18 protein-coding genes and 3 pseudogenes are annotated in these 20,677 nt (G+C 60.7%); 10 read left to right on the forward strand and 11 right to left on the reverse strand.

Annotated features, from left to right (window positions below):
• Both NANH_RS0115350 and NANH_RS27480 read right to left on the reverse strand, forming a co-directional pair.
• Positions 1 to 2,313 carry a Tex family protein gene (locus NANH_RS0115350; protein ID WP_027262846.1) on the reverse strand — a complete coding sequence of 771 codons (2,313 nt, stop codon included), beginning with the start codon at positions 2,311 to 2,313 and terminating at the stop codon, positions 1 to 3.
• Positions 2,310 to 2,753 (reverse strand): annotated as a pseudogene (locus NANH_RS27480) (TetR family transcriptional regulator C-terminal domain-containing protein); the annotation flags it as partial. The pseudogene NANH_RS27480 and the gene NANH_RS0115350, both read right to left, overlap by 4 nt.
• Before the next feature lie 26 nt (positions 2,754 to 2,779).
• Between NANH_RS27480 and NANH_RS28625 the strand changes: the two are divergent.
• Together NANH_RS28625 and NANH_RS26315 are read left to right on the forward strand one after the other, a co-directional pair.
• On the forward strand, positions 2,780 to 2,917 hold the full coding sequence (locus tag NANH_RS28625; RefSeq protein WP_154665582.1) for a hypothetical protein: 138 nt from the start codon (positions 2,780 to 2,782) through the stop codon (positions 2,915 to 2,917).
• Positions 2,918 to 3,076: 159 nt separating this feature from the next.
• Positions 3,077 to 3,559 carry an ABC transporter permease subunit gene (locus NANH_RS26315; RefSeq protein WP_027262848.1) on the forward strand — a complete coding sequence of 161 codons (483 nt, stop codon included), beginning with the start codon at positions 3,077 to 3,079 and terminating at the stop codon, positions 3,557 to 3,559.
• A 78-nt stretch (positions 3,560 to 3,637) separates the two neighbouring features.
• On the opposite strand, the pseudogene NANH_RS26320 reads toward NANH_RS26315, so the two are convergent.
• The 4 genes and pseudogenes from NANH_RS26320 to ectA all read right to left on the reverse strand — a co-directional run.
• Positions 3,638 to 4,440 (reverse strand): annotated as a pseudogene (locus tag NANH_RS26320) (aspartate kinase); the annotation flags it as partial.
• Positions 4,441 to 4,474: 34 nt separating this feature from the next.
• Positions 4,475 to 4,867, reverse strand: a complete 393-nt coding sequence (locus NANH_RS0115375; RefSeq protein ID WP_027262849.1) for an ectoine synthase — start codon at positions 4,865 to 4,867, stop codon at positions 4,475 to 4,477.
• Positions 4,868 to 4,871: 4 nt separating this feature from the next.
• A complete protein-coding gene (gene ectB / locus NANH_RS0115380) occupies positions 4,872 to 6,161 on the reverse strand; it encodes a diaminobutyrate--2-oxoglutarate transaminase (protein WP_027262850.1) in 1,290 nt (429 codons plus the stop codon).
• Positions 6,162 to 6,209: 48 nt separating this feature from the next.
• Complete coding sequence (gene ectA, locus NANH_RS0115385; protein ID WP_027262851.1) at positions 6,210 to 6,740, reverse strand: diaminobutyrate acetyltransferase; 531 nt, start codon at positions 6,738 to 6,740, stop codon at positions 6,210 to 6,212.
• Positions 6,741 to 6,974: 234 nt separating this feature from the next.
• Between ectA and NANH_RS0115390 the strand changes: the two genes are divergently transcribed.
• Positions 6,975 to 7,451, forward strand: coding sequence for a MarR family winged helix-turn-helix transcriptional regulator (locus tag NANH_RS0115390; protein ID WP_027262852.1), 477 nt, complete (start codon positions 6,975 to 6,977; stop codon positions 7,449 to 7,451).
• Between the two features lie 122 nt (positions 7,452 to 7,573).
• Here the strand turns inward: NANH_RS0115390 and NANH_RS0115395 are convergent, their stop codons facing one another.
• Positions 7,574 to 8,494, reverse strand: a complete 921-nt coding sequence (locus NANH_RS0115395; RefSeq protein ID WP_027262853.1) for an isoaspartyl peptidase/L-asparaginase family protein — start codon at positions 8,492 to 8,494, stop codon at positions 7,574 to 7,576.
• Between the two features lie 304 nt (positions 8,495 to 8,798).
• Here NANH_RS0115395 and NANH_RS26325 point away from each other — a divergent pair.
• Positions 8,799 to 8,930 (forward strand): annotated as a pseudogene (locus NANH_RS26325) (IS3 family transposase); the annotation flags it as partial.
• Positions 8,931 to 9,062: 132 nt separating this feature from the next.
• On the opposite strand, the gene NANH_RS0115405 reads toward NANH_RS26325, so the two are convergent.
• Positions 9,063 to 10,376, reverse strand: coding sequence for a glutamine synthetase family protein (locus NANH_RS0115405; RefSeq protein ID WP_051372439.1), 1,314 nt, complete (start codon positions 10,374 to 10,376; stop codon positions 9,063 to 9,065).
• Positions 10,366 to 11,232, reverse strand: a complete 867-nt coding sequence (locus NANH_RS0115410) for a MurR/RpiR family transcriptional regulator (protein ID WP_036049910.1) — start codon at positions 11,230 to 11,232, stop codon at positions 10,366 to 10,368. Before NANH_RS0115410 ends, NANH_RS0115405 begins: the two co-directional genes overlap by 11 nt.
• Positions 11,233 to 11,335: 103 nt before the next feature.
• On the opposite strand from NANH_RS0115410, the gene NANH_RS26330 reads away from it, so the two are divergent.
• The 6 genes from NANH_RS26330 to NANH_RS0115440 are packed head-to-tail and all read left to right on the forward strand — an operon-like array spanning position 11,336 to position 17,414.
• Entirely contained in the window at positions 11,336 to 13,174 is a 1,839-nt protein-coding gene (locus NANH_RS26330) for a branched-chain amino acid ABC transporter ATP-binding protein/permease (RefSeq protein ID WP_051372441.1), read from the forward strand.
• 39 nt (positions 13,175 to 13,213) lie between these two features.
• Entirely contained in the window at positions 13,214 to 14,371 is a 1,158-nt protein-coding gene (locus tag NANH_RS0115420; protein WP_027262856.1) for an ABC transporter substrate-binding protein, read from the forward strand.
• 11 nt (positions 14,372 to 14,382) lie between these two features.
• Positions 14,383 to 15,099, forward strand: a complete 717-nt coding sequence (locus NANH_RS0115425) for an ABC transporter ATP-binding protein (protein ID WP_027262857.1) — start codon at positions 14,383 to 14,385, stop codon at positions 15,097 to 15,099.
• Between the two features lies 1 nt (position 15,100).
• Positions 15,101 to 15,994 (forward strand): branched-chain amino acid ABC transporter permease, encoded by an 894-nt coding sequence (locus NANH_RS0115430; RefSeq protein WP_027262858.1) that lies wholly within the window; start codon positions 15,101 to 15,103, stop codon positions 15,992 to 15,994.
• Positions 15,991 to 16,767, forward strand: a complete 777-nt coding sequence (locus NANH_RS26335) for an N-formylglutamate amidohydrolase (protein ID WP_245601460.1) — start codon at positions 15,991 to 15,993, stop codon at positions 16,765 to 16,767. Before NANH_RS0115430 ends, NANH_RS26335 begins: the two co-directional genes overlap by 4 nt.
• Before the next feature lie 5 nt (positions 16,768 to 16,772).
• On the forward strand, positions 16,773 to 17,414 hold the full coding sequence (locus NANH_RS0115440) for an isochorismatase family cysteine hydrolase (RefSeq protein WP_027262859.1): 642 nt from the start codon (positions 16,773 to 16,775) through the stop codon (positions 17,412 to 17,414).
• A 6-nt stretch (positions 17,415 to 17,420) separates the two neighbouring features.
• Here NANH_RS0115440 and NANH_RS0115445 read toward each other — a convergent pair whose 3' ends face one another.
• Together NANH_RS0115445 and NANH_RS0115450 are read right to left on the reverse strand one after the other, a co-directional pair.
• Positions 17,421 to 18,452 (reverse strand): ACP S-malonyltransferase, encoded by a 1,032-nt coding sequence (locus NANH_RS0115445; RefSeq protein WP_027262860.1) that lies wholly within the window; start codon positions 18,450 to 18,452, stop codon positions 17,421 to 17,423.
• A complete protein-coding gene (locus NANH_RS0115450) occupies positions 18,449 to 20,638 on the reverse strand; it encodes a dehydrogenase E1 component subunit alpha/beta (RefSeq protein WP_027262861.1) in 2,190 nt (729 codons plus the stop codon). The genes NANH_RS0115445 and NANH_RS0115450 overlap by 4 nt, the downstream gene beginning before the upstream one ends.
• Positions 20,639 to 20,677: the final 39 nt, after the last annotated feature.

The following is a 20,677-nucleotide window of genomic DNA, read 5'->3' on the forward strand; positions in this document are numbered from 1 at the left end:
CTATCGTTGTTTCATCGCGTCCAGCAGGGCCGAACCCAGAGATCCGGTCTGACTCGCGGGTTTGGAGGGCGGTTGCGCCTTGCCGGTGCCGCGTGCCGGCGGTTTGCCCCTGGGGGCGTTGCCCCGTTCGGCCCGGTCTTGACGAGCCGTGGCACCGCCGTCTTTGCGCATGCTTAACCCGATGCGATTGCGTGGAATATCGACTTCGGTCACACGCACCTGCACCACGTCACCGGCCTTGACCACCTCGTGCGGGTCCTTGACGAACCGGTCGGCCAGTTGGCTAACATGGACCAGCCCGTCCTGATGTACGCCGACATCGACAAAGGCACCAAAGGCGGCCACGTTGGTCACCGTCCCTTCAAGCCGCATTCCCGGTTTCAGATCCTTGATGTCTTCGACCCCATCGGCAAACACCGCCGTTTTAAAGGCCGGACGGGGATCGCGGCCGGGTTTTTCCAACTCGCCCAGGATGTCGCGGACGGTGGGCAGGCCAAAGCTGTCATCGACAAAATCTTCGGGGCGCAGCCGCCGCAACGCGGCCGGATCTGCCATCACGGCGCGCAGATCGCGCCCACAGGCGGCAACGATACGCCGCGCCAAGCCATAGGCCTCGGGGTGCACGGACGAGGAATCCAGCGGTTCCTGGCCATCGCGGATGCGCAGGAAACCCGCGCATTGCTCAAACGCGCGCGGCCCCAGCCGGGCAACCTTGAGCAAATCCTTGCGCGACCGGAACGCGCCCTTTGCGTCGCGATGTGCGACGACGGCCTCGGCCAGGCCCGGACCCAATCCGGAGACATGCGCCAACAGGGGCGCGGAGGCGGTATTCAGATCCACGCCCACTGCGTTCACCGCATCCTCGACCACAGCGGCAAGGGATTTGTCCAGCCGGTGCTGATCGACATCGTGCTGATACTGCCCGACACCGATGGATTTGGGCTCGATCTTGACCAGTTCCGCCAGCGGGTCCTGCAAGCGACGGGCAATCGACACCGCGCCGCGCAGCGAGACATCCAGATCGGGAAACTCGCGCGCGGCCAGTTCCGAGGCAGAATAGACCGAGGCCCCCGCCTCGCTGACCACGACCTTGCTGGGGGCTTTTTGTTCCTTGGGCAACAGGGCCAGCGTGTCGGCGACCATCCGCTCGGTTTCGCGGCTGGCGGTGCCGTTGCCGATGGCGATCAGTTCGACCCCATGCTGCCGGACCAGCCGCAAGATCGCGGACTGTGCGCCACGCAGGTCATTCCTGGGCTGGAACGGATACAGCGTTTCGGTCGCGACCACCTTGCCGGTGTCATCCACCACCGCAGCCTTGACCCCGGTGCGGATACCCGGATCGAGCCCCAGTGTCGCGCGCGGCCCCGCAGGTGCGGCCAGCAACAGATCCTTGAGGTTGCGGGCAAAGACGGCAATCGCCTCGTCATGGGCGCGGCTGCGCAGGTCGCTGAACAGGTCCATCATCATGGTCGTCGCCAGCTTGACCCGCCATGTCCAGCCCGCCGCCGCCCGCAGCCAGACATCGCCGGCACCCGAACCGGCGGGGTTGAGGCGGCGTGCGACAATGGCTTCGGCCCGTGCGGCACCGGTGTCGGGGGCGATATCCACCGTCACAACCCCTTCTTTGGACGCGCGCAGCATGGCAAGCGCCCGGTGGGACGGCACCTTGGACCAGGGTTCGCGATGATGGAAATAGTCCGAGAATTTGGCGCCCTTGTCTTCCTGTCCGGGAATCACCGTGGCACTGAGCACGGCATCCTGATGCATGAAATTGCGCAGGGCCCCCAACAGTTCGGCGTCTTCGCACAGACGTTCGGCCAGGATGTCACGCGCACCGGTCAATGCCGATTTGGTATCCTGCACCGCCTCGCTCAGATAGGCGGCGGCCAGGGTTTCCGGATCTGCGTTGCGGTCTGCAAGGATCGATTCAAGCAGCGGCTCCAACCCTTTTTCGCGCGCAATCATCGCCTTGGTGCGGCGTTTCGGTTTGTAGGGCAGATAAATATCTTCCAGCGCGGCCTTGGTGTCGGCCCCGGCAATCGCGCGGGCCAGATCATCGGTCAGCTTGTCCTGCGAGCGGATTGAGTCAAGGATCGTGCTGCGCCGCGCTTCGAGTTCGCGCAGATAGCCCATCCGCTCGGCAAGGTTGCGCAGTTGGGTGTCGTCCAACCCGCCGGTGGCTTCCTTGCGATAGCGGGCCACAAAAGGCACTGTCGCACCGTCGTCCAGCAGGGCAATTGCGGCCTGGACCTGTTCGGGGCGGGCTGCAATCTCGGTCGCGATGGTTCGTACGATGCGCTGAGCGGTGTTCAATGACGCCTCCTGTCGATGGCCGGGACATCTGACATAGCCAAGCCAATGGCCCGCGCCAAGAGAAACCTTGGCATGTTGTATCGCAGATTATCGCGGACCTCCCCCTGCGGGTGGCCGACCATGCCCCGATGGATGCCTGTCTGCAGGCGTGCTGAACCGGTGCGGGTATTTTCCGAGAAGCTCAACGGAAAAAGCGATCCCAAAAAACGGAAAATGATGCGCTTTGCCGATGTGCGATTGAACGATCCCGGCTTGAGCAAATAATCCGTCCACATGCCTTCGAGCAGTGCCATTATGCCGTGGGTCGCGTCCCTTGCAGCGATCTGGGGCTTCGGGAGATCGATCTGCTGCGCAATGCTTTCGAAGGCGGCCAGTATCGGGCCCCTCACCCTGTCGTTGCGCGTGTCCGAATAGCGGCCAATCCCGGTGCGATTGCGCGCTTCGCGGCAGAATACGGCTTGCCTGAATGGCGCTGGCCTATCCGATCGCCCATTTCATCGCGTTTCGAACCGGGAAAAAGCCGTTCTGGCTGCTGCCGATCGCCATCCCTTTCTGGAGCAGATATCTGCTGCGGTTTTTTCGTGGAAGCAATCCTTGGCTTTAACGGGGTTCTGAAACCGGCCCCGATGGGTCTTGGGTCGATCCACGAGCCCGTTTCGTTCCTGCTTTCCACTCAGTTTGCCGTAGTGCCGATGCTGGCCCATGCCTGGGCAGAGATCGCTATTTTGCCGCTGTATGTCTCGCCGCAGACAGTCGACCGCTGTTGCTGGAGGCCGCAACCGGCCTGCGCAGTTTCCTGCGGGTCACCCTGCCGTTGTCGATTCCGTGCATCATCGTTGCGTCGTCGATGCAGGTGACGTTTCTCAGCGCAGGTTTGAAATCCTTGCTGAGCACCGCGATCCCGGGGCATGTGTTCCTGGCGATCCCATTCGCGGTGTTGACCATGAAATCTGCTTTTGAGGTATTCGATCAATTGCTCGAGAAAGCCGCCTGCGCTGCCGGTCCATATCCGGAGCCAGATCCGCTTTCCCGCCAAGTTTCCCAATACCCTGGCGTTGGGCTCCATATTGCCACTGTTCTCGGCCGGGCCGCTTTTGCGGGCCGTGTCCTTCTGCCGCCGCACAGACCGGGGAACACCATGACAGATAAGCCGATCATTACGCTCGGCGGCGTTGAAAAACGTTTTGGCGGTTTTGTCGCGATCAAGGATCTGGGCCTGACCCCGACGGGGCGAAATCACGATTGACGGTCCGCCGATGCGTGGGGTGCCTGCCAATCAGGTTGCCTAAGAAATACAGTTGCTGGCTTCTGCTCGTGTCGGAAATTTCCCTGAGAAGGTTGGAATGCCCATGTTGAGCTGCTGATCGGCCACATCATAGTCGGTATGGCCAAGCTTTCCGACATTGGTTGACCCGACCAGATTAGGGTCGGCGGAAGACAGGTGGAATTCCTTGTGGATGATGGCCTCGGTCGCGCCGGTATAGGCCGCGATGTTACAAAAGGTGACCTCGGAATAGCCGCGATCATATTTCTGCATCAGGCCCTCGCTGCACTGGGCATATCCGGTGACGATGGGCAGTTCTGTTTCCAGATCCACTCCGTCCAGCCCGCGAGAAATGCGTTGAGGCAGGGTGCATTCGCGTGCGCCGCGCCAGCCGCTGAGATCGACGAACCGGGCGTTGACCCCTGCGCGCTGCAGCAGCGTTGTGACAAAGGCCGAGTGTGCCTCGCCCAGACCAGACAGAAGCTCGCGGGTTACGGCCATATGGTCGGACAGCCGAAAATGACCGTAGGAACACAAGCGCTGCAGATCGAAAAGACAGGATCGGGTGCCCTCGATCCGCTCGCGGACGAATTCATCGGCCATGCCCGTTGCGACATTGGTCAGCGCATTCAGCCAGCCATGATCGTTGTGGTCATTTGAAAACAGGGCATAGACACCCGGTTGCCCGGATTTCTTGTGTTCAAGCAGCAGGTTGGTGATCCCGCCAAATGCGGAAACACAAAGATCCGATGATAGAGCCCGGATCCAGAACGGTCCCCAATCAGCAGGGTGTCGCATAGGTCGCGGATGCGGCTCGTCGAGGTGCCGCCAATTTTCTCGACGGTATGTTTTGGAAATGTCACAAGTATCTGCCCGACATCAGCGCCGAAGCCTTTTTCAACTGTCTTCCAGAGCGTAGGATCCGTCGGCCTGATGGACTTCGCTGCCGGTCACTGGCGGGTTAAAGACACAGGCCATGACCAGATCTTCCTCGGCGCGCAGCGTGTGACGGTCATGGTCGTTCAGCGCGTACATGACGCCGGGTTGAATGTGATGTGTCCTGCCTGTCGCAAGGTCGGTGATCGATCCGGTGCCCTGAATGCAATACACGCTCTCGAAATGGTTCTTGTATTCGAACGTGTGTTCGGATCCGGCATCCAGGAACGTGATGTGGAACGAAAATCCCATCCCGTCTTCGGCCAGAAGCATCCGGACCGAGGACCATTTGGCATCCGACACAACCCTGTTGCGCTCGGTCTTGATGATCTTGTTGAAATCTCTGACGATCATGGTCTTACTCCGCCGCAAATCTGGTAGATTGGGTCACGTCGCGTGCTGCGTCGAGCAGGATGTTCAGCCCCTTGCGGAACTGCTGTTCCGGCGTGGTCAATGGCGCCAGAACCTTGACGACCTGACCTTCAGAGCCAGAGGTCTCAATGATCAATCCCTTGCGGAACGCCCGTGCGCAGATCTCGCCGGCCAAGTGGCCGCATCCCACGTCGACCCCCAGCATCAGACCGCGCCCCTTCAACCGCGCGCCGGGAACCAGGTCGACCAGGTTGCGCAGGGCCTCTGTCAGGATCTCGGCCTTCTTGCCTAATCCCTCTTGAAAGGTGTCATCGCTCCAGAATTTCTCGATCGTGACCTTCGCCGTGACAAAGGCATGGGTGTTGCCACGGAAGGTGCCATTGTGTTCTGCCGGGCCGAATACATCGTGCTGCGGGCGGACCAGCATCAACGCCATCGGCAGGCCGAAACCCGAGATCGATTTGGCCAGAGTGACAATGTCGGGCACGATGCCCATATCCTCGAACGAAAAGAACGTGCCGCATCGACCGCAACCGGCCTGGATGTCATCGACGATCAGCAGGGCACCGTGTCGTTTGGCGACATCGGCCACCTGCCGGAGCCATTCGGGGCTGGCGGCATTCAGCCCGCCTTCGCCCTGAACGGTTTCAAGGATGATCGCGGCGGGGGCGTCGACACCGCTGGAGCGGTCTGTCAGCATCGCATCGAGATAGTCCGCCGTATCGATCTCGCTGCCGATGAAATTGTCATATGGCATGCGCGTCACACCGTTCAGCGTTACCCCGGCCGCGCCGCGATGATAGTTGTTTCCTGTGGCCGCCAGCGCCCCGGCAGTGACGCCGTGAAACCCGTTTGTGAAGGCGATGATGTTGGTGCGCCCTGTGACCTTGCGGGCGATTTTCATCGCGGCTTCAACCGCATTCGCGCCCGTCGGCCCGGTGAACATCACGCGATGATCCATGTCGCGCGGTTCAAGGATATGCGTCTCGAAAGCGTCCAAAAACGCGGCTTTGGTATCCGTGTGCAAATCGAGCGCATGTGCCATGCCATCGGCGCTGATATGTTCGATCAGGGCTGCCTTCATGTCGGCATCGTTGTGGCCATAGTTCAAGGATGAACAACCTGCGAGGAAATCGATATAATCCCGCCCGTTGATATCGGTCATTTCCGACCCCGAGGCCCGGGTGAAAACCGTATCGAAGCCACGGCAATAACTACGGGCCTCGGATTCACGGCGTTTGAATACGGAAATTTCGGCTGACTTGGCGGTCGGCATTTGGTGTCCTTCGGGTATGAGACGGGAAAGCGGCGGCGCTACAGGCGTCTAGGCGGCCTTTTCCATGCTTTCTTTGAGGTTGATCGTAACCATGTGTTCGGTTTCGTGCCGGTCACGGAAATGCAGCGCCTGGGTGTAATAGGCTTTGGCGTCCAGCCTGACACCGCGTCGGTTTGCAAATCGCCGGAACAGCGACCACGAGGCATCGTTGTCGGCCGTGATCGTCGTCTGAATCCGGGCGATATCTGCGCAGGCATCGCGTTGCAGCAGGCCGTTCAGCATAAGCGAACCCAACCCGCGGCCGCGCGCATTCGGTGATACGGCGACCTGCCAGACAAACAGTGTGGCCGGGTCGTCCGGCAGCACGTAGGCAGAAACCCAGCCGGCGATGGTGCGGCCAAGTTCGGCCACGACACAGGTTTCGCGAAAGTGGTCGCATTGGATGAGGTTGCAATACATTGAGTTCTCGTCCAGCGGTTTGCACGCGCGCACGAGTTCCCAGATCGCCGCCCCGTCTTCGGCCCGAGGGGTGCGAACAACAGGCAAGGGCTTTCCGTGCAGATCGAGTGCGTGTTTCATTCGACAACAATCTCCTTTTGCTTCGTTTGGCTAAGTAAAGCATCAGTCAAGAAACTTCAACTGGTGATTGGGATTTGCTATATATGGGTGCATATGCTTAAAAAATATAGATTATATTGAAGCGTCGCAGTGCAAATAATATTTAGATAAGCTTAGTTTGGGTCGGCAGGCTGTGTTTGCGCGTTCCACAGGTTCCGGCGTAGAGTGCATCGCACAACCAGAGCAAGGAACCGTATGGACCGGATTGATGGCAGCCTGATCGCTCTCCGCAGAATTATTCGCGCTACCGAACTGTTCGGACGAAAGCTTGCGCAAGCCGCCGGATTGACGGCCGTTCAGTTCCGCGTCCTGCAGGTCGTGGCGGAGTCCGGGCACTGTACGTCTACGGCCATTTCACAGCGCATGCGGGTGTCGCAGGCCACCGTAACGTCGCTTGTCGATAAGTTGGTGAAATCCGGCATGGTCGTGCGGGAAAAGTCCGAGGCGGATCGCCGTCAAACGAACATCGTTATCACCGACCAGGGGCGCAAGACGATCGAAGACGCGCCCGACCCCCTGCAGCAAAGGTATGTCCGCAAATTTGCAGCACTCGAGGATTGGGAGCAGGCCATGATCCTGGCTTCTCTGGAACGTGTGGCCACGATGATGGATGCCGAAGACATCGACGCATCGCCGGTTCTGGATGCGGGCGACATACGCAAGTCCACCTGATCGGGCACAGTGACCTGGCCCCGTATCGTATGGGTCGTCCCAACGCGTGGGCCTTGTATGACAGAACAGTTCGCAGTGCCCTGTCGGCAAGGGGCGCTAAGTCTGCCTTGTAAACGGGTGACTTAATAGATCCGCGTTTCCGGATCCGCGCCTTTTTGCACCCAACCGCGATACATGCCCTCGCAATTGAACGGCATCGCGATATGGCCGTGACGATCCACCGCGATGACGCCGCCCGATCCATCGTTTTGCGCCAGATCCTGCATCACCACATGATCCGCGGCGTGCTGCAGGGTCTCGCCCGCATGGCGTATCCGGGCGGCGATCTCGGAGGCGGCGGTCCAGCGGATGAACACCTCGCCGTGGCCCGTTGCCGAGACCGCACAGGTGGCGTTGTCGGCAAAGGTTCCGGCACCGATCATCGGGGTGTCGCCAACACGGCCCGGTGCCTTGGCGGTCATTCCCCCGGTCGAGGTGGCCGCCGCCACATTTCCCTGGCTGTCCCGCGCTACCGCCCCTACGGTGCCGTGCCGCCGGGCGGGGTCGTCCGGGACTTCTCCACGCTCGCGCAATTGCAGGGTTTCCTGCAGGGCATCCCATCGGGTCTGGGTAAAGAAATACTCGTTGTCGCCAAAAGGCAATCCGGCCGCTTGCGCCAATTTCAGCGCGTTTGTGCCGATCAGCGTCACATGCTCGGTACGTTCCATCACTGCTCGGGCCAGGCGGACCGGATTCTTCGGCCCAAAGACGCCCGCGACCGACCCCGCGCGGCGATCGCGGCCGTCCATCACTGCCGCGTCCATCTCTTGCTTGCCTTCCGCGGTAAAAACCGCACCGCGCCCGGCATTGAACAGCGGTTCGTTCTCCAGCACGCAAACGGCGGCCACAACCGCATCCATCGCGCTGCCATCCTCGCGCAGAACAGCTTCACCGGCCTCCAGGGCGGTGGCCAGGGCGACGTGAAAGGCGGCTTCTTTTTGCGGCGTCATGGCGGATCTCAGGATGGTTCCGGCACCGCCATGAATGGCAAGCGAATAGGTCATTGGTATCCTTTCTGCCCGTCCTGCGTGGCACAGTCGCGGGTGGTCGATGGCATTTGGCCTTTAACCTGAGACATCAGCTCTCATCTATCGTGTTGTAGTCCCTGATTTCAGGCAGTGATAGACGATTCAGATGTAAGCCGGAATGCTCTGGACATGGGTAGCAAGCAGTCACCCGTAGCGATGATTTGGTCAAGCCGTTCTTCAGGGATGACGATGCGCGCACTATTTCCGAAACATCCATCTGGATCTGCCGCGGCTTGCTGCCGCTCTTTTGAAAACAGTTATTGCAGCAGATGCGCGAACTATGGGGCTGAAACCGACGGATGAATTCCGCCAGGATGCGGGGCGGGTCGGACTGGTCAGCGGGCTTGCACGCAGGCAAGTTGCGGATGATTTGGGCGTTGGCATGTCGACGCCGAACAAATGCATCGCGGCGCTTGTTTGCGTTCGGGTTCCCGGGCGGCATTTCCAAACAACAGGGCGGCTCGCCGGTCCGGCTTAAGTTGCGAGTGAAACGTATCTCAAGGGGATACACCCCTTTCAGTATGGCTCCTGCCTGGCGAGCGGTTCAATAGACCCCGGCATATGCGGCGCACCGTTCTTTATCGGTCATAGTTCCGAGATAGGCCAGTTCACCGCGCTTATGTGCCAGGTAAATTTCTGCAAACCCGTCCGGAAACCAGCCGCGTACAGTTGGATTGTTCTCGAACCGCGCCAGGGCCTCGGGCAGGGTTTGCGGCAGCCGGACAAACCCTTTGGCGCTCAGATCCTTTGCAGACAGAAGCGACAGGTCTTCCTGCGTTACAGGCGGCGGAGCCAGCCCTTCCTCTATCCCCTGCACACCGGCGTTGACGATGGCTGCCAGCGCCAGATATGGCGAAGCAGCGGCATCCGCAGCGCGGAATTCGAAGTTGTATTGCCGTGCAATGCCGGCTTCGTCCTGCGCGGACGTCGGGCATATGCGCAGCGATGCCTCGCGGTCACGCAAGCCGAGATTGTTGTAGGCCGCGCTCCACCGGTGCGGCGTCAACCTGAGATAGGACACATCGCTCGGGGCCGTCAGCGCAATCATGCTGTCTAGATATTTCAGGATGCCGGCGACAAAGGCACCTGTCAGTTTTGACATGCCCGCCGGTCCATTTGCGTCATAGGTGAGTGGAACGCCCTGGGTGTCGGTAAAGCTCATATGAATGTGGACACCGTTTCCGACGTTTTCAGGGTCGCGGATCGGGGTGAAGCTGGCGCGTTCCCCCAGCCTTTGGGCAACCGAGCGTGTGATCTCCCGCAGGGCTACGGCGCTGTCTGCGGCGCGCAAGGCCTCGTCGGGGTCAATCGTCACTTCAAATTGGTCCGGTCCGTATTCGTTCATGAAGGTGTCAGGTGACATTCCTGCGGCATTCAGCGCCGCCATCAGGGTTTCCCCCAACCTGCGCTGAGCGTGAAATCCGGCGTGGGTATACGCTTCGCCAAAGGTTGGCGTTTCGGTTTGCAACTGAAACTCGTGCTCGAATGACGCCACCAGGCTGACACCGCCCACGTGTTCCAGCCGAGCCAGCGCCTGTTTCAGGATCGACCGGGTGCAGCAGCTCCAGGGGGTCCTATCCAGTTCGAGTATGTCTCCCAACACAAACCGATCCGACAGATGACCATCGGCATAGTCTATATCCACCAGCGTTTCCGGATCCGGCACAAGCAGCAGATCTCCCAGTGAGCCGAACGGAGTTTCCGCGATCCTGTCAAAACAGGTGATCTGCACATTGGTCGGTGTCCACCCGACACCGTTTTGCGACCGTTTTGCAAGGTCCGGCAGCGGAAAGCTTTTTCCACGCAGCTTTCCGGCAAAATCCGACGTTGCGACGAATACCAGCGGGTTATTGATCATCGGTCATTTCTCCAAGATCCAGACGCAGGGCGTCCCAGCGCTCAATTCTCTTTCTGGCCTTGTCCCAGTTGCCCTCTGCGATCCGTGTCACGACCGCCTCTAACAACACAAGCGCCCCGGCATAGCTGTCCCAGACCGTGCCGCTTTCAATTGGGGTGGCGATCACCTCGCTTGCAGTCCGGGCCACCGGCGACAGCCATTTGTCGGTCAGCACAACCACCTGCGCGCCCTGCCGGGTCGTCGCCCGCTCGGCCAGCTTTTCAAGACTCGGCTGATATCGGCGAAAATCTACAATGAACAATACGTCGCGCGGTTTCATCCGCAACAGATACTCGGGCCAGATTTCCGGGTCCGCGGGCAAATGGAAAACGTTGCCGCGTATCTGGCGCAGATGCCGCGACAGATAAAGGGCGATGGCGTCACTTATGCGCCCGCCGATCACATAGATGTTGCGTTTTTCATCGGCGAACAGGGCGCAAACCCGTTCGAACTGAACCTGGGTGATCGCCGATGTCGAGTCAGCCAGCAAGGTTGTGGCGCGGGTCACGAAATCTTCCAGGAACGCACCTTTCAAGGCGCGGTTGTTTTGATGCAGGTCCAGCGGCGAACGATTTCCGTCTTTCAGCTCGTCAATCAGTTGACGCTGAAAATCGTGATACCCCGAGAAACCCAGCTTGCTGACAAACCGGGAAATCGAAGGCGGCGAGGTCTTGGTTTTTTTCGCCAGGATCTGGATGGGGTCCAGGCCGGCAAATGGATAGTCCAACAACAGCGCCGTGCACAGCTTGCGCTCGGTTGCGGTGAGCGTATCCGACATCGCCTCGAGACGTGCCTTGACTGGCAGATTTTGATCCATGGCATCAGAAACGACGATGAAAGAAAAAAGTCAATATTTAAAAAAACATTGACTTTGAAAAAATACTATCAGATTTGTAAGAGGCTTCATCCGAGGGTTGCCCATGATCACGTCGCCACGTCTGCAGATCTTTGCCGCGATTTCGGCCATCGTCGTTGGCGTCGTTGGCGCTGCCTTGATCGCATCGATGTTCGGAGCCGCGGCCGAGCGTATTCTGACCGTTTTCTTCATTACGCTCGTCGGAGTGGTTGGCATCGGGATCTACAGCGGCAACAGTGGTATTCTCAGCTTTGGCCATGTCGCGTTCATGGGCATCGGGGCCTATGTCTCGGCCTTGCTGACCTTGCCTGCCCAACTAAAGGTCGCAACTTTGCCCAAGCTGCCTGACTGGCTGGCGACGACCGAGATGGGATTGCTGCCTGCCACCGTCATTGCGATGGGGGTCACGGCGCTGGTTGCGCTGTTGGTCGGGGCGGCAATCGGGCGGCTCGAAGGGTCGGCGGCCACAATTTCAACACTTGGCCTGCTGATCATCGTGCATGGGGTCATCATCGGGTGGCGAGATGTGACGCGCGGTGCGCAGTCGTTCTTTGGCGTTCCGCGCGAAACCGGCATCTGGGCGGCCGTGATCGGTGTGATCCTGGCGCTTGTGCTGGCCCGTTTGTATCGGGACTCGCGGTCTGGGCTGCGCCTGAGGGCGGGGCGCGAAAACGCAATTGCGGCGACGGCGGTGGGGGTGAACATCCCGCGAGAGCGATTGATTTCGTTTGTTCTGGCGGGCGCGGTCATGGCGCTGGCCGGGGCGCTTCTGGGCCATTTCCTGGGGGCTTTCAGCCCCAAGAAGTTTTTTTTCAACGACACGTTCCTGTTGCTGGCGATGCTGATCGTCGGTGGCATGACCACGATCACCGGTGCGGTGACAGGAGCGGTGGTCATCACGCTGGTGACAGAGTTTCTGCGCCGGTTGGAGGGCGGGTTTTCGATCGCCGGTTTTGATGTTCCTTCGGTATTTGGCACCACGCAGATCGGGATTGGCCTGATCATCCTGTATGCTATGTTTCGAAAGGCCGACGGTCTGGCGGGGCTTAAGGAATGGGAGGAACGTGTGTTCCCCAAGCGCCCGCCCTCCGGGTCCGCACCTGCGCTGCAAGAGGTGCACGTTAGCGACAGTCTGACAGCCAGCAACATGACTATGCAGTTTGGTGGATTGGTGGCCGTGAACGACGTTTCCCTGACCTTGACGCCGGGTGAGATCCTGGGCCTGATCGGACCGAACGGGTCGGGAAAAACGACGTTGCTGAACATGCTTTCGGGCGTGTTGCGGCCCAGCAAGGGCGCCGCGATCCGGGGGCAAAACAAACTTAACGGGGTGCCCGCCCATAAGATCGTCGAACACGGGATCGCGCGTACATTTCAGAACATTCGCCTGTTCCCGGATTTGTCAGTGCATCAGAACGTGCTTGTCGCCGCCCTCTCGACACATGGCGGCGAGGATGCGGATTCCCGGGCGCGGGCGGCGCTGGCCCGGTTGAATGTCGCGCAACTGGCCGGAGAGAGTGCTGGCACGCTGTCCTATGGCGATCAGCGCCGTGTCGAAATCGCGCGCGCGCTGGCCTGCCGGCCCAGCCTGCTGTTTCTGGATGAACCTGCGGCGGGCATGAACCGCCTGGAAACCGATGCCTTGATGGACACCCTGCGTGGTCTGACACGTGATCTGGGCATCGGGATCTTGCTGGTTGACCACGATCTGACCCTGATCAACCAGTTGTGCGATCGCATCATCGTACTGAACGAAGGCCGTCTGATCGCCGAAGGTACGCCGGACGATATACGTCAGGACCCTGCGGTGATCGAGGCCTATCTCGGTCGCGGCAAGCCGGGCAAGAAAACCAAACCAAAGAACCGGGATGAACCCGGACCTGCAACCGAACTGGCCGGCTGACACCAGCCGACAGTTCAGACAACAGACGGAGGACGACCCATGAGAAAACTTCTTCTTTCAACCACCATTGCAGCGACGCTTGCGGCGCTGCCGGCGGTTGCGGATACACTGCGCGTCGGCGTGGCTACGGCCCAGACCGGGGCGCTGGCCTATGCGGATGTGCCGGTTTCGGTGGGCATGCATTTGGCGGTCGATGAGATCAATGCCGCTGGCGGGATCGGCGGCAAGGTGACGATCGAACTGATCGAAAAGGACGTGCGTTCGGACGCGGCGCAGACGTCGATCGCGACACAGGAGCTTGTGGATCAGGGCGTTTCGGTGATTGTGTTACCCTGCGATTCCGATCCGGCGTTGGCTGCCATCGGCGTAATTTCGTCAGCCCAAATCCCGGCCATCTCAACCTGTGCGTCTTCGCCCACCTTGCCGATGATCGGCGGCGAGTACATGTTCTCGAACTTCCCCGGCGACAATGTACAGGCCACCGTGTCGGCGCAATGGGCCTGGGATCAGGGGCACCGCAGCGCCTATATCATCTATTCGCCGGACACCCAGTACACCACCATGCCACTGTATTTTGCCGAGGTTTTCGAAAAGCTGGGCGGCGCGATGGCGGGGCAGGCAACAAATACGATTGGGCAACAGGACTTTTCCGCGATTGCGACGACCGTTGCGGCGCTGGATCCGCAGCCTGATGTGATCATGACCTCGGCATATGAGCCGGATTTCCCATCGATGATCAAGGCCCTGCGCGCGGCGGGCGTGACCGGCCAGATCATCGGTTCGGACGGTATCGACAGCCCGACCACGTTTTCGCTCGGAGATGTGGCCGAAGGACTTGTCTTCACCACGGCAGGCCATCCCACGCCAGGCAGCTCTTTGGAAACCTTTAACACGGCCTATGAGGCGGCCAGGGGCGAGTCGCCTGAAACGGTTTTCAGCGCCGTGGGATATGATCTGATCAAAGTGCTTGAAGCTGCAGTTCTGGCGGTTGACGGTTCGACCGAACCGACGGCTTTGCGCGACGCCATCGCCAATCTCGAGAATGTCCAGGGGGCCACCAGCCTGATCACCTACAAGGGCACCGATGGCATGCCTGTGCGTCAGGTGTCGCTGATCCGGGTCAAGGACGGCGACCGCGAATTGCTGGGTCAACCTTCTCCGGACGCCGCGCTGATCCCAGCGCCGCGCATGCAGTAAGGATTGACGCCGTGGCACCGCTTTTGTCTGTACAGTCGTTTCATGTCCATTACGGTCCGGTCCAGGCGGTGCGCGGCATCGACTTCGAGATCCGGGAGGGCGAGATCATCGCCCTTCTGGGGGCCAATGGGGCGGGCAAGTCCTCGACCATGAACGCATTGGTGGGGCTTGTCCCGGTGGCCAGCGGCAAGGTCGTGTTCGATGGCCGGGACATCACGCACAACGCTCCGGAAACGCTGGCACCTGCGGGCCTGACCCTTTCACCCGAAGGGCGCAGGGTGTTTGGGACGCTGAGTGTGGCGGAAAACCTCATGATGGGCGCCTATGGCATCCGAGATAAGACGGCAATTGCGGCGGCATGGGACCGGGTGTATTCCCTGTTCCCGATCCTGCACGAGCGCCGCGACCAGTTTGCCGGAACCCTGTCGGGGGGACAGCAGCAGATGCTTGCGGTCGCGCGCGCGCTGATGAGCGGTCCCCGGTTGTTGTTGCTGGACGAACCGTCACTGGGGCTGGCGCCGAAGATCGTCGAGCAGGTGTTCGAATTGATCCTGCTGCTGCGCGATCAGGGGGTGACGCTGGCAGTGGTCGAGCAGAATGTCGCCATGGCGTTGGAGGTTGCTGACCGTGGCTATCTGATGGCTGGCGGTCAGTTCGTCGTCTCGGGCACGACAGGCGAGTTAGCGCACTCCGATGCGCTTCATTCCGCATACCTGGGAGCCGATTGATATGGACCTGTTTCTGCAGCAAACCGTGAATGCCTTTGCGCTGGGGGGAACCTATGCGTTGTTGGCACTTGGCCTGGCGGTGGTGTTTTCGATCATGGGGCTGATCAATTTCGCCCATGGCGAATTGATGACGATTTCCGGCTATGTACTGATGTATTGCGGGCTGGCTGGGTTGCCTTTTGCGATTTCGGTTGCACTGGCGATCAGCGCCGCAGTCGTTGCCGCCGTATTGATGGAGCGCATCGCCTTTCGTCCGGTGCGCAACGCCTCGGGCGCAACCATGTTGGTGACCAGCTTCGCCGTGGCAATGATCCTTCAGGTGCTGTTTCAGAACCTGATTTCGGCGCGGTCGCAGGCGGTTCTGCTGCCGCAGTTCCTATCCGACAGCATCCGGTTCGGCGGGCTGATCATTGGAATCAACAAGATCGGGGCGATTGTCACCACGGTTGTGATGCTGATTTTTCTTGATTGGTTCATGAAACACCAGAAGGCCGGCATCGCGATGCGGGCCTCGGCTGAGGATTTTTCGGTTGCGCGGCTGATGGGCATTCGCGCAAATACTGTAATCGCAGGGGCGTTTGCGCTGTCTGGCCTGTTGGCAGGGGTGGCGGCGGTTCTTTGGGTGAGCCAACGGGCATCGGTCGATCCGTTGATGGGCTTCACCCCGGTTCTGAAAGCCTTTATTGCCGCCATCCTGGGCGGGTTGGGGTCGCTGCGCGGGGCGGTTGCAGGAGGCTTTCTTCTGGGGGCTATCGAAATCTATCTGGCGGCGTTTCTGCCACAGGAATTGCAGGAATTCCGAGATCCGATCGGGCTGTGTCTGGTTGTGATCGTATTGTTGTTCAGACCCAACGGGCTCATCCCCTCGGCGGCATTGAAGGCGGAAAAAGTGTGACCCGGCAGGCCGTCAGCTCCACACACAGCATGATGCTGTCAGCCGATGACCCGGCACCCGTCACGGTCGTGAATGCAGCCAGCGAACATCCGGTTCTGTTGGTTTGTGAACATGCGGGACAGGCGGTTCCGCGTGCGCTTGCCGGTCTTGGATTGGCACCGGGCGATCTGGACCGGCATATCGGCTGGGATATCGGCGCCGCAGCGGTGACCTGCCTGATGGCGCGGGCGATGGGCGCGCCAGCGGTCTTGCAGAATTACAGCCGTCTGGTGATCGATTGCAACCGTCCCCCTGACGCGCCGGACGCAATGCCTGGCGTCAGTGACGAAATCCCCGTTCCAGGCAACGGGCACCTGTCGGCGCAAGATCGCGACCGCCGCATTGCCGAGATATTCGCGCCCTATCAGGCGGCCGTCACCCACGCGTTGGCGCATCCTGCGCGCCGTGCCGTTATTTCGATCCACAGTTTCACACCCACGCTCGCCGGTGTGGTGCGGCCATGGGATGTGGCGTTTCTGTTTCGCGGCGATGCGCAAACCCCCGCGCATCTGCGCAGGGCGCTGCTGGCGCTGGATCCCGGGCTGACCATCGGGATGAACCAGCCCTATCAAATCGAGGATGCCTCGGACTGGTTCGTGCCCCGCCACGGCGAACCCAGCGGGCTGCCCCACAGCCTGATCGAAATTCGCAATGATCTGATCGCCGACCGCCAGGGTCAGGCCCGCTGGGCCAACCTGTTGCGCGCTGCGATCGACGACCTTTTGAAAGGATGACGACCATGGCCCTCAGCCGGGAAATTCCGCTTGATCCGAAACACACGGCGCTGCTGTTCATCGATGTGCAGAACTTTAGCGCCGACCGAAAGGGCGCCGAGTTTGCAAACCTGTCCGACGCCGAGATGACCGAAAAATACGGCTGGTATTTCGACGAACTGGACAACCGGGTGATCCCGAATATGCAGCGGCTTCAGACCGCTTGTCGCGCCGCCGGCCTTGAAGTGATGTACACCACCATCGAAAGCCTGACGCTGGACGGGCGCGACCGCAGCCTGGATTACAAGATCACGGGCTTCAATGTGCCGAAAGGATCCTGGGACGGCAAGGTGATCGACGCGCTGAAGCCCGATGAGGATGAAATCGTTCTGCCGAAATCCTCGTCCTCGGTCTTTGTCTCGACCCATATCGACTATGTGCTGCGCAACCTGGGGGTCAAGCAACTGGTGATCAGCGGGCTGATCACAGACCAATGTGTCGAAAGCGCCATTCGGGATGCTTGTGATCTGGGATATCTGGTGACGCAGGTGACGGATGCCTGCCTGACCTATAGCCCGGCACGACAGGAGAATTCGATTTCCACGATCAACGGTTATTGCCGCCAGAGGACAACCGATGCCCTGGTCGCTGAACTGGCCAAGGCCTGAGGGTTGTCAGATGCATACCAATCCGCGTTGATCGTCACGCCCCATGGATGACAGGACGGGCGTTGTGTTCTGCAGGGTCTGGAATGACGACTTGTCGGTCAAACCTTGCCAATTCGCCAGGATCAGGGACTGAGCCACCGCGCTGCCCAAGGTGGTGCCAGGGCCGGTAATGAGGAACAGATCGGGCGCAAATTCGCGCGCGGCGATGGTGATGGCACGGCTGAAATCATAGGGCTGAACCACCTGCGCGCCCAATGTATAGTCCCATAGTGCCTCGGTGTCGCTGGCTCCGGGCCACCAGATCGTGCCGCGCCCGTCGATCAGGGGCAAGGTCGGTTGACGGAAAAACCCTGACGGAAGGTGCGCGCGTCCCTGCTGCGCAACCGGGGCCTGCAACGGCGTATGAAATGCTGCGTGATGGGCCAGCCGCATTGGAAAGCGGTCCTGTTCCGGCTCTACCGCGGCTTCGAAAGCGGTGAGACCCGGCTCGTTTCCGGCCAGCACCAGCATGCCGCCCAGATCGATGGACAGGAACAGATCGTGCCCGTCCCGGCGGTTGATCGTGCCGACCAGCGCCATCAACTCGGCCTTGCGGGCCGGGTGGGGGTGCCAGTCTGCATCGACCCATGGGTGTATCAGCTGTCCGCCGATCATGGCACGATGCATCAGCGTGCCCATGGTGTTGGCAACCTGGAACCCGTCCTGTGCTGACAGCGCTCCGCCGCAGGCCAGCGCCGAATACCAGCCCATGGAATTGCCGGTCACCGCGACGATCTCGATTTCGTCCCTTTTGATCGACAGGAAATCGCCCAGGGTCGCGGCATAGATTAACCCGGCCGCGTTGTCACCGCGCGTATGGGTTGCAGCCGAAAACCTGTCACGGCCGTCCAGCGCGCGCAGGCCATCCTGTCCGGTAGCGGCGCGGTGTGCATCAAAGGCATCCAGCAGCGACGGATCGGGAAAATGACGCGCAAGATAGCCCAGTTCGCCCCGGTTGTAGGTGCCCCGTCCCGGGCAAATGACGACGGCTGTTGTCATTTCTGTGCCTCCACCAGATCGCGGGCGGCCTGAACGATACCAGATGCCGACGGCATGGTGGCGGCATAGGCCGGTCCGGTTGCAATGAAACTGTCCTCGGCACTCAAACGGGCATGGGGCAGGGCGGTACGTTCCGCGATCAGAGCCACCAGCGCATCGGCCAGCCCACCGGTCTTGCGGGTTTCATCCACTACCAGCACAGCGCCGCAATCGCATATGGCGTCCAGGATCGCCTGTTCCGGCAAAGGCGACAGCCAGCGCAGATCGACGATGCGCGCCGCGACTCCTTGTTCCGCCAGTGTCTTTTGTGCCTGACAGGACAGATAGGTGCCGTTGCCAAAGGTGACGATTGCGACATCGCGGCCCGTACCGACCTGTCCGACCTCGCCGAACGCAATGCGCTCTGTCGGATCGGGGTAGCGCTGCATCCAGCCATTGTCGCCGGTCTCGTGCAGGTCGCGCATCGGGTACAGAGCGATGGGTTCCAGGAACACCACCAGCCGCTGTTCCTCGCGCGCCAGGCGCACACATTCGCGCAGCATCTGCGCGGCGTCGCTGCCGTTGCTGGGACAGGCCAGTATCAGGCCGGGAATGTCGCGCAGCACCGCCACCGAGTTGTCATTGTGAAAATGCCCGCCGAACCCTTTCTGATACCCCAGCCCGGCAATGCGCAGCACCATCGGGTTGGTGTATTGCCCGCATGAGAAAAACGGCAGGGTGGCCGCCTCGCCGCGCAGTTGATCCTCGGCGTTGTGCAGATAGGCCAGGAACTGGATTTCCGGGATCGGAACAAATCCGTTGTGGGCCATGCCGATGGCCAGCCCCAGAATCGACTGCTCATCCAGCAGCGTGTCGATCATCCGGTCCGGACCGAATCGGGACTGAAGCTTTTGGGTCACCCCATAGACTCCGCCCTTGCGACCGACATCCTCGCCCATCATGACGATTTCACCATGTTCAAGCATCAGGTCGGTCAGCGCCCAGTTGATCAGGCGCGACATGATCTGCGGTTCGTCCATCGCGCGAAGGTCGCCACCAAACGCCTGCGCGCGGGCTGTGGGGCTGGGACCGTTTGTCGGCTTACACGCGCGGGGGGGAGGTATCAGGCTGGCCATGACGTCGGTCGCGGTCGTCAGGCGCGGGCGTTGCGTGACCTTTTCGGCGATACGCGCCACGCGCTCGCTGGTCTCGTTGTAAATGGACAGCGCCTGTTTCGGGTCCAACGCACCGGCTTCACCGAGCAAGCGCACGGAGTGCAGCAGCGGGTCGTTTGCCTCGTCCGCCTCGACCTCTGTGCGGGGCAGATAGGTGGTGGGCATATCCGCCCCTGCATGACCATACAGCCGCACGGTCCGCACATGCAAAAACGCCGGTTTGCGCTGATGGCGCACAAAATCGGCGGCCTTGGTCGCGGCGCGGTATGTATCGTAGATGTCCAGCCCATCGCAGCTGAAATAGCGCAAACCGGCGCGATTTGCGAAGGTGGCACCGATCCACCCTTTTGGTGTGCGGGTCGAGATGCCGATGCCGTTGTCCTCGCAAACGAACAGCAACGGCAGAGGCACGGACTGAAAGGCGGTCCATTGGGCGGTGTTGAACGCGCCCTGCGCGGTCGAGTGATTGGCCGAGGCATCGCCAAAGGAACACATCACGATCGAGTCGTCGGGCAGACGCCGAAACTCGGGCGGATGCCGTCGTGCCAGGCCCACAGAATAGGCAATCCCGACCGCTTTGGGCAGGTGGCTGGCGATGGTCGACGTTTGCGGCGGAATATTCAACGCGGCGGATCCCAGCACCTTGTGCCGGCCGCCAGAAATCGGATCCTCGCTTGAGCAGGCAAACGACAGCAGCATATCCCATGCGACGGATTGGCCGGGGACTTGTTCGGCACGCTGAATCTGGAACGCGGCATCGCGGTAGTGCAACAGCGCCATGTCAGTGGGGCGCAGCGCTGCCGCGATGGCCGCCATGCCTTCGTGCCCCGATGATCCGATGGTATAGAATCCCTGACCCGCCGCCTGCATGGCGCGGCTGCGGCGGTCCAGTGCCCGGCTCAGGCACTGGCTGCGAAACAGGCCAACCGCAGCAGGATCGGACAGCCCCTGCGCCGCAGGTTTGCCTTGTGGCAAGTCCGCCTGAGCGACCCGGCGAAGGAAATTTTCGTGAACGATCTGGGCGCGGTCCATGTTTCGGGTCTTTTCTGTCAGGGCAAGGGTGGTCGAAGC

Source organism: Sedimentitalea nanhaiensis DSM 24252, from assembly GCF_000473225.1.
Taxonomy (GTDB): Bacteria; Pseudomonadota; Alphaproteobacteria; order Rhodobacterales; family Rhodobacteraceae; genus Sedimentitalea; species Sedimentitalea nanhaiensis.